9 protein-coding genes and 2 pseudogenes are annotated in these 11221 nt (G+C 69.8%); 3 read left to right on the top strand and 8 right to left on the bottom strand.

All coding sequences use genetic code 11. The annotated features are described in order from the left end of the window. Window positions 1–379: 379 nt before the first annotated feature. From ACQEV2_RS36355 to ACQEV2_RS36325, 7 genes and pseudogenes are all read right to left on the bottom strand, one after another. Window positions 380–1159 carry an ABC transporter ATP-binding protein gene (locus ACQEV2_RS36355; RefSeq protein WP_433051511.1) on the bottom strand — a complete coding sequence of 260 codons (780 nt, stop codon included), beginning with the start codon at window positions 1157–1159 and terminating at the stop codon, window positions 380–382. Beyond that, window positions 1152–2084, bottom strand: a complete 933-nt coding sequence (locus tag ACQEV2_RS36350; RefSeq protein WP_433051508.1) for an ABC transporter permease — start codon at window positions 2082–2084, stop codon at window positions 1152–1154. Before ACQEV2_RS36350 ends, ACQEV2_RS36355 begins: the two co-directional genes overlap by 8 nt. Before the next feature lie 95 nt (window positions 2085–2179). Continuing rightward, window positions 2180–3075, bottom strand: a pseudogene (locus tag ACQEV2_RS36345) (glycosyltransferase family 2 protein). Between the two features lie 5 nt (window positions 3076–3080). Then, the gene (locus ACQEV2_RS36340) at window positions 3081–3860 is read right to left on the bottom strand and encodes a CDP-alcohol phosphatidyltransferase family protein (protein WP_433051505.1); all 780 of its coding nucleotides are present in this window, start codon (window positions 3858–3860) and stop codon (window positions 3081–3083) included. After that, the gene (locus ACQEV2_RS36335; protein WP_433051502.1) at window positions 3838–4899 is read right to left on the bottom strand and encodes an iron-containing alcohol dehydrogenase family protein; all 1062 of its coding nucleotides are present in this window, start codon (window positions 4897–4899) and stop codon (window positions 3838–3840) included. Before ACQEV2_RS36335 ends, ACQEV2_RS36340 begins: the two co-directional genes overlap by 23 nt. After that, complete coding sequence (locus tag ACQEV2_RS36330) at window positions 4887–5639, bottom strand: sugar phosphate nucleotidyltransferase (RefSeq protein ID WP_433051499.1); 753 nt, start codon at window positions 5637–5639, stop codon at window positions 4887–4889. Before ACQEV2_RS36330 ends, ACQEV2_RS36335 begins: the two co-directional genes overlap by 13 nt. Continuing rightward, window positions 5636–7422, bottom strand: a pseudogene (locus ACQEV2_RS36325) (DUF5941 domain-containing protein). Before ACQEV2_RS36325 ends, ACQEV2_RS36330 begins: the two are co-directional and overlap by 4 nt. A gap of 280 nt (window positions 7423–7702) precedes the next feature. Here ACQEV2_RS36325 and galE point away from each other — a divergent pair. The 3 genes from galE to idi all read left to right on the top strand — a co-directional run bounded on the left by galE (window position 7703) and on the right by idi (window position 10555). Next, window positions 7703–8674: a UDP-glucose 4-epimerase GalE gene (galE, locus tag ACQEV2_RS36320; RefSeq protein ID WP_433051496.1), complete on the top strand. Its 972-nt coding sequence runs from the start codon at window positions 7703–7705 to the stop codon at window positions 8672–8674. Window positions 8675–8831: 157 nt separating this feature from the next. Next, window positions 8832–9773, top strand: coding sequence for a cation diffusion facilitator family transporter (locus tag ACQEV2_RS36315; RefSeq protein ID WP_433051493.1), 942 nt, complete (start codon window positions 8832–8834; stop codon window positions 9771–9773). 188 nt (window positions 9774–9961) lie between these two features. Next, window positions 9962–10555: an isopentenyl-diphosphate Delta-isomerase gene (gene idi / locus ACQEV2_RS36310; RefSeq protein ID WP_433051490.1), complete on the top strand. Its 594-nt coding sequence runs from the start codon at window positions 9962–9964 to the stop codon at window positions 10553–10555. Between the two features lie 18 nt (window positions 10556–10573). On the opposite strand, the gene ACQEV2_RS36305 is transcribed toward idi, so the two are convergent. After that, window positions 10574–11083: an ATP-binding protein gene (locus ACQEV2_RS36305; RefSeq protein WP_433055055.1), complete on the bottom strand. Its 510-nt coding sequence runs from the start codon at window positions 11081–11083 to the stop codon at window positions 10574–10576. Window positions 11084–11221 lie beyond the last annotated feature (138 nt).

Genomic DNA, 11221 nt, shown 5'->3' with positions numbered 1-11221 from the left:
CGGGGCGCGGACGGCACAGGCTGCTGCGTTGAGCTGGGGAGTTTCCGTAGCCATTGCCGTCACATCTCCCGTTCTACACCGCTGACCCAATGCATACTATTTCGGACACGCCGCCCGGCCGTCCGCGCCGCAGCCCGGAGAGAGGGGTGTCGCGCCTTATCGCCCCACTTGCCGCGTTTCGGCACCGGTACAGCTTACGTTGTACAACGGGGTAGGGCCCGTGGGGGTGTCCTGCACATCACAACAACACACCGATTGGTGTCAAGATTCCTGAAGCCAGCCGGAGTTGACGTTTCCTTTGCAGACGCGGGCCCCGCCGGGGCAGTTCCGGCGGGGCCTTGGGAAGCCTGTTGGGCCGCTCGGCCCATGTCCGGGTGGACTACTTGCCCGTGAACTTCTCGTACTCCTTGAGGACCTCGTCCGTCGGTCCGTCCATGCGCAGCTCGCCGCGTTCCAGCCACAGGACGCGGTTGCAGGTGTCGCGGATCGACTTGTTGTTGTGGCTGACGAGAAACACGGTGCCGGCTTCCTTGCGCAGCTCGCGGATGCGTTCCTCGGAGCGCTTCTGGAACTTGCGGTCGCCGGTGGCCAGCGCCTCGTCGATCATGAGGACGTCGTGGTCCTTGGCGGCCGCGATGGAGAAGCGCAGCCGGGCCGCCATGCCCGAGGAGTAGGTGCGCATGGGCAGGGTGATGAAGTCGCCCTTCTCGTTGATGCCGGAGAAGTCGACGATCTGCTGGTAGCGCTCCTTGATCTCCTCGCGGGACATGCCCATGGCGAGGCCGCCCAATATGACGTTGCGCTCACCGGTCAGGTCGTTCATCAGGGCCGCGTTCACACCGAGCAGCGAGGGCTGGCCGTCGGTGTAGACCTTGCCCTTCTCGGCCGGGAGCAGGCCGGCGATGGCGCGCAGCAGGGTCGACTTGCCGGATCCGTTGGAGCCGATCAGGCCGATGGCCTCGCCGCGGTAGGCGACGAAGGAGACGCCGCGCACGGCGTGCACCTTGCGTACACCCCGCTCCTCGCCGCGCTTGAGGATGCGGCTGAGGGCGGCGGTGGCACTGCCCTTGCCGGTCTTGGCGCCGTTGACGCGGTAGACGATGTGCAGCTCGTCGGCGATGACGGTGGGGATGCGGGCATCCGTCTTCTGCTCAGCCACGGCCGTACCTCTCCTCCGCCTTCCAGAAGTACACGAAACCGCCCACGGCGAGCAGCAGGGCCCAGCCGAGCGCGACCGCCCAGACGTGGTCGGGGAGGTTGGAGGAGCCGTAGCCGTCGATGAGGGCGAAGCGCATCAGGTCCATGTAGATGGCGGCCGGGTTCCACTGCAGGACGGTGGCGATCCAGTCCGGCTTGTCCGCGAGCATGATCGGGATGGAGAACATCACGCCGGACGCGTACATCCACGTACGCATCACGAAGGGCATCAGCTGGGCCAGGTCCGGGGTCTTGGCGCCCGCACGGGCCATGATCAGCGCAAGGCCGGTGTTGAAGAGGAACTGCAGCACCAGCACCGGCACGATCAGCAGCCAGGACATGCGCGGGTAGCTGCCGAAGCCGACCGCCACGACGAACAGCACGATCATCGAGAACAGCAGCTGCTGGAGCTGCTGCAGCGCGAAGGAGATCGGCAGCGAGGCGCGCGGGAAGTGCAGCGCTCTGACCAGGCCGAGGTTGCCGGAGATCGCGCGTACGCCCGCCATCACCGAGCTCTGGGTGAAGGTGAACACGAACACGCCCGTGACCAGGAACGGGATGTACACCTCGCGGGACATGCCCCGGTTGGCATTCAGGATCAGGCCGAAGATGAAGAAGTAAACGGCCGCGTTCAGCAGCGGGGTGGCCACCTGCCAGAGCTGGCCGAGTTTCGCCTGGCTGTACTGGGCGGTCAGCTTCGCCCGCGAGAACGCGAGGATGAAGTGCCGCCGGTCCCAGAGCTGGCGGACGTACTCGAACAGCGAGGGGCGGGCACCGCTCACGGACAGCCCGTACTTGGCGGCCAGCTGGGCCGCCGTGAGGCCCTCGTCGGGCGACGGGGGCGGCGCGCTCACCGCGACTCCGCCGTCGTGCGTTGTCTCACTCACCAGTTGAAACTTTCGTCTTCGAGATGCGCAGCCTGTGCGGGCCTGGCATGACCTTGGGCCGGGTTGCGGCCCGGTTGCTCTCAGGGTCGAGCCTGTCAGATGACGGGAGGTCGGCCCAGTCGAGTCAGCCGCCACACCGTACGCCACTTCATGGGCCTGCGGGGACCGCACGGAGTCGTCCAGCCTTCCCGGAATCCGCCGAACCATGCCCTCAGGGCGGGGCGGGAGGGGCGCCGGACGAGGGTGAGCAGCAGCCACACGCCCAGATAGACCGGGACGAGGGGGGCGGGGAGGTTGCGGCGGGCGAGCCAGACGCGGTTGCGGGCGACCATGCGGTGGTAGACCGCGTGCCGCGAGGGCGCGGTCGTCGGGTGGTACAGCACCATGTCGGACCGGTAATCGATCATCCAGCCCGCGTCGAGGGCCCGCCATGCCAGGTCGGTTTCCTCGTGGGCGTAGAAGAATTCGTCCGGCAGCCCGCCGACTTCGGCGAGGACCTGGGTGCGGACGGCGTTCGCGCCGCCCAGGAAGGTGGTGACCCGGGAGGAACGCATCGGGTCGGAGGCGCGCAGCCGGGGACGTGGCGGCGCTGGGTGACGCCGGTGTCCGGGTCGGCGATGCGGAAGCTGATGATGCCGAGCTTCGGGTCGGCCTCGAAGGCCTGCCGGCACAGCTCGGCGGTGTCGTGGTGGGCGAGGAGGCCGTCGTCGTCGAGGAAGAGCAATATGTCGACATCTCGACCGCTGGGGCCGAAGGCCTCGATGCCGACGTTGCGGCCGCCGGGGATGCCGAGGTTCTCGGGCAGCTCGATGGTGCGGACGCCTTCGGGGACGTCCGGGACCGGGGAGCCGTTGCCGACCACGACGACCTGGACCGGGTCGCCGTCCTGCTTGGCGACCGAGTCGAGGAGGGCACGCAGCTCGTCGGGGCGGTTGCCCATGGTGATGATGACCGCGCCGACCTTCGACGAGGATGCCGGTGACGAGTCCATGCCGCTCACTTCAGCCTGCTCGAGGCGAGGATGGACACCAGGTGCAGCAGCGTCTGCAGCAGCGCGATGCCGGCCAGCACCGCGACGCCGAGCCGGGAGAAGAAGAGGTCGCCGCGGACCTGGTCGGCGACCGCCAGGGCCAGGATCAGCAGGGACGCCTCGATGCCGAGGACCAGACGGTGGAACTTGAGCGCGGCGGCGGCCTTGCGGGCCAGCGCCATGCCGGAGGAGCGCATCTCGGACGCGGCCTCCTTGACCGGGGGCTTCCCGGCCTGGTGGCGGGCGACGCCGACGAGGTCGGTCTCGGCCTTGATCAGGATCGCGCCGAGCGCGGCGAGGGTGCCGAGGAAGGCCCACAGCCAGTCGATACGGCCGCTGCCCCACAGGTCGGCGGCGCGCAGGCCGAAGCCGACGAGCACCGCGGCGTCGGTGAGGTAGGCGCCGACGCGGTCCAGATAGACGCCGTTCAGCGAGTACTGCTTCTTCCAGCGGGCGATCTCGCCGTCGACGCAGTCCAGCAGCAGGTAGAGCTGGACCATGACCACGCCGAGCACCGCCCCCGGGATCCCCGGCACCAGGAGTGCCGGGGCCGCGAGGACGCCGCATACGGTCATCAGGTATGTGAGCTGGTTGGGCGTGACCCTGGTGTTCACCAGGTAGCGGTCGACCCGCAGGGACACCTCGCGCATGTAGAGGCGTCCCATCCAGTGCTCACCGCTGCGCCTGTCCTTCACCCCCGCGGGGTGAACGACGGGGCGGAGTTCAGCTACCGATGGCCTTGACATAGTCGGCGTAGATGTCCTTGATCTGGTCGGTTGTCAGGTCGAGGTGTTCGAGGATCGTGTAGCGGCCGGGCCGGGTCTGGGGAGCGAACTCCACGACGCGGACGAACTCGTCGTCCGTGAAGCCGATCTCCTCCGGCAGCACCGGCAGCCCGTGCCGACGCAGCACCTCGGCCATGTAGGCCGACTCCTCGTGGGCTCCGCGCAGGTACATCGCGAAGGCCGCGCCCAGTCCGCACTGCTCGCCGTGCGCGGCGGCACGCTTCGGGTACAGCAGGTCGAAGGCGTGGTTGATCTCGTGGCACGCGCCGGAGGACGGGCGGGAGTCGCCCGACACCGACATGGCGATACCGGTGAGCACCAGCGCCTCGGCCAGGACCTGCAGGAAGCCGTCGTCACCGACGCCGCCCGGGTGCCTGAGCACCGCCTCGCCCGCCTGGCGGGCCATGGCGGCGGCGAGACCGTCGATCTTCTCGCCGTTGACGCGGTTGGACAGCTCCCAGTCCGCGACGGCCGAGATGTTGGAGATGACGTCGCCGATGCCGGAGCGCACGAAGCGGACGGGGGCCTCGCGGATCACGTTGAGGTCGATGACGACCGCGATCGGGTTCGGCACACCGTACGAGCCGCGGCCGGCGTCGTTGTCGAGGGTGGCGACCGGCGAGCAGAGCCCGTCGTGCGCGAGGTTGGTGGCGACGGCGACCAGCGGAAGGCCGACGCGTGCCGCCGCGAACTTGGCACAGTCGATGATCTTGCCGCCGCCGAGCCCGACGACCGCGTCGTAGTGGCCGGCCTTTATGTCGCTCGCCAGCCGGACCGCGTCGTCGATGGTGCCGCCGCCGACCTCGTACCAGGTCGCCCCGGGCAGCGTCGGTTCGAGCCGTGCGCGCAGCCTCGCACCCGAGCCGCCGCTGACCGCGATGGCCAGCTTGCCGGAATGCGAGATGCGCTCGTCGGCGAGCACACAGGCCAGGTCGTCGAGGGCACCCGGGCGGATGTCCACGACGAGCGGCGAGGGAATCAGCCGGGTCAGTACTGGCACGCGATCTCCCGTCCGCGGGCGAGATCGTCGTGATTGTCGATCTCCACCCACTTGACGTCGCCGATCGGCGCCACGTCGATACGGAAGCCGCGGTTCACGAGCTCCTGGTAGCCGTGCTCGTAGAACTGCTGCGGGTCGGTCTCCCAGACGGTCTTCAGGGCGTCGGCCAGCTCGGGGGCGGCGTCGCCCTCGATGAGGGTGACGCCGATGTACTCGCCGGTGGCCTCGGCGGGGTCCATCAGCTTGGTGATCTTCGTCATGCCCTTCTCGGGGTCGACGACGACCTTCATCTCCTCGTCGGCCAGGTGCTTGACCGTGTCCAGGGCGAGGATGATCTTCTTGCCGTCGCCGCGGGCGGCGAGCAGCGTCTTCTCGACGGAGACCGGGTGCACGGTGTCGCCGTTGGCGAGGATCACACCGTCCTTGAGGGCGTCACGGCCGCACCACAGGGAGTAGGCGTTGTTCCACTCCTCGGCCTTGTCGTTGTCGATGAGAGTGAGCTTCAGCCCGTACTTCTGCTCCAGGGCTTCCTTGCGCGCGTACACGGCTTCCTTGCGGTAGCCGACGATGACCGCGACCTCGGTCAGACCGATCTCGGCGAAGTTGCCGAGGGTGAGGTCGAGAACCGTTGGTTCGCCCTCTATGCCCGCGGGCCCCACCGGCACCAGAGCCTTGGGAAGGCTGTCGGTGTAGGGGCGCAGACGCCGTCCGGCGCCGGCCGCCAGCACGAGGCCGATCATGCGGGTTCTCCTTCATCGTGTACGGCGGGCGCCCCTGCGGACACCCAGAAGCGGATGCTCTCGACGAGCACCACCAGGGCCACGGCCACGGCGAGGGCCGTGAGCGCGACCGTGAACTGCGAGGCGGAGAGCACCGCGGCGAGGACGGTGACGAGCAGCGTCCGTCCTTCGTGCCCCCGATGGCGCGCACCAGCCAGGCCGGGGGCGCTCCGGCGTTGCCGCGGATGCGGTACACCGTGTCGTAGTGATGGTAGGCGACGGCCGCCACCAGGCCGAAAGCCGCAGGAAGGGCTCCGTTCACCTCCGCTTTGGCTGCGAGGATCAGAACGGTGCTGTATTCGGCGGCCCGGAAGAGGGGCGGGACCAGCCAGTCGAGGGGGCCCTTGAGGGGGCGGGCGACGGCGAGGGCGGAGAGAGCCACGTAGAAGACGGCGACCAGTGCGGGGAGCCGGTTGCCATACGGGGCGATGCCGGCGGTGGCGAGGATCGCGGCGGTGCCCACCAGCGCCGGGACCACCGGGGCGCCCAGGGGCCATGCGACACGGCTCAGCCCCTCGGCGAACGGACCGGTGTCCGTCAGGTCCGCCAATGCCTTTGCCGCCCGGTCGGTCCGCTGCGCCTTGCGGGTCACCGACCGCAGTACCCGGCCCGCCGTGGTGTACGTCGCCGCGAAGGCGCACCCGATGAGCAGCGCGTAGAAGGTGATGCGAGGAGTGGTGACCGCCGTCAGCACCGCGATCATCGCCCAGCGCTCACCGATCGGCAGGACGATCATGCGCCGCACCCACACCGTCCAGCCGACGCTGTCGAGCTTGTCGGAGAGGGCGGCGGTGGGGCTGGTGTTGGCGGTGGCGTCGTGGTTGGCCTCGTTGAAGGAGAAGTCGACGACGTGCCGACAGGTCTGCAGGATCATCGCGCCCAGGGCGAGGGCCCACACGTCGTCGCCGCCCCGCGCGGCTCCCAGCGCGAGGCCGGCGTAGTAGGCGTACTCCTTGGCCCGGTCGAAGGTGGCGTCCAGCCAGGCGCCGAGCGTGGAGTACTGCAGGGAGTAGCGGGCGAGCTGTCCGTCGGTGCAGTCCAGGACGAAGGACGCGATCAGCAGGACGCCGGCCGCGACGAAGCCGCTGCGGGTGCCGGTGGCCGCGCAGCCCGCGGCGATGAGCGCGGTGAGCAGGGACGCGGTGGTGACCTGGTTCGGGGTCAGGCCCCGGCGGGCGCACCAGCGGGCGATGTAGCGCGAGTAGGGGCTGATGAAGAAGGTCGTGAAGAAGCCGTCCCGGGACTTCACGGCCGACTTCAGGCGTACGGCCTCGTCGTCGACGGCGGCGACGGCCTGCCGTGCCTCGTTGCGGGCCTGCGGGTCGGCCGGGACGGCGGCGACCAGGCTGCCGAGCTCGGGACGGTGGACGTCGGTGCCGTCGGCGTCGAGCGCGGTGACGATGCGGTCGGCGAGGCTGTCCACCAGCGTCGTGCCGGCACCCGCCGAGTGCTCCCTGGCCATCGCGCGGGTCAGGGCCTGGCGGCCGGCCGGCTGGGCGGTCACGGCACCCGGGATCGCGGCGAGCGGGAAGCGGGGGTCGGTGAGGCCGAGGCGCAGCGCGTGCAGGTGGCCGACGAAGCGGGCGTCGACCAGGGCGACCCGCTGGTCGCCGGGCACCTGGGCGAGGAGCGTCTCGGCGTCGGCCGGGTCTGCGGCGACCCGCACGTCGTAGCCGAGGGACCGCAGATCGCCCTCGATCGACGATCCGGGGACCGGCTGACCGGTGAGGATGGCGGTCGACAAACCGAACTCACTCCCTGGGTGCCGGCGTGTCCGCGCCGGTCATGTGCATGTGTGGGGGCGCCCGTTGCCTGGGGCGCGGGCAGCATGTCGGCAGAGGCTATCGGATGGTTGAAGGCCAGCGTTCACCACCCGTTTGGCGGAGCGATCAACGTGGTTTGCCCAGAGCTTTGCCGCGATCATCATCGGGGATCTGAGGTCCTGCCCACAAACCCGCACTCCCAGAGCCGGGCATCGGGGACATTGCGTGCACCCGCGGGCCCTCGGCATAGGGTGGGCGACCATGACATGGCTGATCACAGGCGGAGCCGGCTACATCGGGGCACATGTGGCGCGGGCCATGACCGACGCCGGGGAGCGGGTCCTCGTACTGGACGACCTCTCGGCCGGCGTGCCCGCCCGGCTCCCGGCGGACGTCCCGCTCGTCGAGGGCTCGTCGCTGGACGGTGACCTGCTGAAGCGGGTGCTGGCCGAGCACGCGGTGACGGGTGTGGTGCACCTCGCCGCGCGCAAGCAGGTCGGCGAGTCCGTGGCGCAGCCGACGCGCTACTACCGGGAGAACGTGGGCGGTCTCGCGACGCTCCTGGAGGCCGTCGCGGAGGCCGGTGTCAAGCGGCTGGTGTTCTCGTCGTCCGCCGCCGTCTACGGCAACCCGGATGTGGACCTCATCACCGAGGACACGGCGTGCGCGCCGGTGAACCCCTACGGCGAGACCAAGCTCGCCGGGGAGTGGCTGGTGCGGTCGGCGGGACAGGCACACGGAATCTCCACCGTCTGTCTGCGCTATTTCAACGTCGCCGGGGCGGCCGCGCCCGAGCTGGCCGACACGGGCGTCTTCAACATCGTCCCCATGGTCTTCGACCGGCTCACCCGCGACGAGGCCCCGCGGATCTTCGGTGACGACTATCCGACGCCGGACGGCACCTGTATCCGCGACTACATCCATGTCGCGGACCTCGCCGAAGCGCACCTGGCGGCGGCGCGGCGGCTGACCGCGGCGGACGCGAGCGGTGATCTGACAGTCAATATCGGTCGTGGCGAGGGCGTCTCCGTCCGCGAGCTGATCACGGTCATCGGCGAGGTCACCGGCGACCGGCGTCCCCCCGTCGTCGAGGCCCGGCGCCCCGGGGACGCCCCGCGCGCGGTCGCCTCGGCCGCGCTGGCCGCGGAGGAGCTCGGCTGGACGGCTCGGCGCGGGGTACCCGAGATGGTCGAGTCGGCATGGCAGGGGTGGCAGCTGCACCACGGCGGCTGATCATGCGCAGAGCTCTGACCTGCGGATCGTTTCTGCAGGTCAGGGCACATGACAACGGTGTTCACTGCCGCGTTGCCCGATACCCCCCACCCGTAGTTCACTGTGCTCCCGGACCGACATTCCGATCGTCTACGGACCGCAGAAGGGCGGCTTTTCCATGGGGGCTGGGCACGATCACGGGCACACGCACGCGCATGCGCCCACGACCGGTACGGCCGCGGCGACGTACCGCGGGCGACTGCGCGTGGCGCTGTCGATCACGCTCGGCGTCATGGTGGTCGAGATCATCGGCGGTGTGGTCGCCGACTCGCTCGCCCTGATCGCGGACGCGGCGCACATGGCGACGGACGCGCTGGGCCTGGGCATGGCCCTGCTCGCCATCCACTTCGCCGGCCGCCCGCCGAGCGACAGGCGCACCTTCGGCTACGCCCGCGCGGAGATCCTCGCCGCCCTCGCCAACTGCCTGCTTCTGCTCGGCGTCGGCGGCTATGTGCTGTACGAGGCGATCCAGCGGTTCCTCACGCCCGCGGACACCGAGGGCGGCCTGATGATCGTGTTCGGTGCGATCGGCCTGGTCGCCAACATGGTCTCCCTGACGCTGCTGATGCGGGGCCAGAAGGAGAGCCTGAACGTGCGCGGCGCCTTCCTGGAGGTGGCCGCGGACGCGCTGGGCTCGCTCGCGGTGCTGATCTCGGCGGCGGTGATCGTGGCCACCGGCTGGCAGACCGCCGACCCGATCGCCTCGCTGGTCATCGGCCTGATGATCGTGCCGCGCACCTTCAAACTGCTGCGCGAGACCCTCGACGTGCTCCTGGAGTCCGCCCCCAAGGACGTCGACATCGCTCAGGTGCGGGCCCACATACTCGCCCTGGACGGTGTCGAGGACGTCCACGACCTGCACGCCTGGACGATCACGTCCGGCATGCCGGTGCTGTCGGCGCACGTGGTGGTGCGCTCCGACGTCCTGAACGCGATCGGCCACGAGAAGATGCTGCACGAGCTCCAGGGGTGCCTGGGCCACCACTTCGACGTGGAGCACTGCACCTTCCAGCTGGAGCCGGGCGGGCACGCCGAGCACGAGGCCCGGCTCTGCCACTGAAACAACCGTACGGTCCGACAAAACGCCAGTACGGACGGAATGCAGCGATCCGGTGGTCGGTCGCGTCCTCAACCTCACATCGCCCCCGCGGACGGTTCCGTGCCCGCCGCGCCGGGCACGATCAACTGCCGGGAGTGCCGGATTCGTACGGCACACTTGGGGCGCGAAGACCGATGTGAAGGATGGGTATGCCGATCACACCTGCCACCGCGACGCACAGTCCGTCGAACGGCGCCGCAGACGCGATTTTGCTGGAACTGGTCGACGAGAACGGTGTGACGATCGGCACCGCGGAGAAGCTCGCCGCCCACCAGCCGCCGGGGCAGCTGCACCGCGCCTTCTCCGTGTTCCTCTTCGACGAGCACGGCCGGCTGCTGCTCCAGCAGCGGGCGCTCGGCAAGTACCACTCCCCCGGCGTGTGGTCCAACACCTGCTGCGGTCACCCCTACCCCGGCGAGGCGCCCTTCGCGGCCGCCGCCCGGCGCACGCACGAGGAGCTCGGTGTCTCCCCGTCGCTGCTCGCCGAGGCGGGCACCGTCCGCTACAACCACCCGGACCCGGAGTCGGGCCTGGTGGAGCAGGAGTACAACCACCTCTTCGTCGGCCTGGTCCAGTCCCCGCTGCGGCCGGACCCGGAGGAGGTCGGCGCGACGGCGTTCGTGACGGCCGCCGAGCTGGCGGAGCGCCACGCGAAGGACACCTTCTCCTCCTGGTTCATGACCGTGCTCGACGCCGCCCGCCCCGCGATCAGGGAACTGACGGGCCCGTCGGCCGGCTGGTGACGCGACCTCGGACAGGCCCTAAGCCACGTGCACGGGTTTGAGGGGGACGGCGGCCCAGATCACCTTGCCGCCGCTCGCCGTGTGTTCGACGTCGCACACGCCGCCCGCCTCCCGTGTGACCTCACGCACAAGGAGCAGACCGCGGCCGCCGGTCTGACCGTGGTCCGCCTCCAGGGCCGTCGGACGGTACGGATGGTTGTCCTCCACGGACACCCGTAGCCACTCGGCACCGACGGCGACCTCCACGGCGAGCATCGGCGACAGCAGCGCCGCGTGCCGGACGGCGTTCGTGACCAGCTCCGAAACGATCAGCAACACTCCCTGGACCAGGTCGTCGGGGGCCGGCACGCCCTGGCGGTACAGCAGATCCCGTACGGCGTGCCGGGCCTGCGGGACCGAGGCTTCGACGGCGGGAGCGGTGAACCGCCACACGCCCTCGTACGGCAGGGGATTCGGCGGCTGCTGACCGAGGGGCTCGTCCGCGCCGCCTGCTGGGCGCGGGCCGGACCCGCGCCCGTGGTTCTCCATCGTCCGGTCGCCACCCTCGCGCTCGATTGTCACCACACGTCGAGTGTTGGTAACGCGCAGGTCCGGGCCGTAGAACTGAACACAAGTCAGCAGGTATCGAGCGTTTCTGATCGTTGGCGTATGACACCGTCAGATGTG

The sequence above is a fragment of the Streptomyces sp. CA-251387 genome (genome assembly GCF_050936625.1).
Lineage (GTDB): Bacteria > Actinomycetota > Actinomycetes > Streptomycetales > Streptomycetaceae > Streptomyces.
This window is presented reverse-complemented; position numbering and strand designations above follow the sequence as displayed.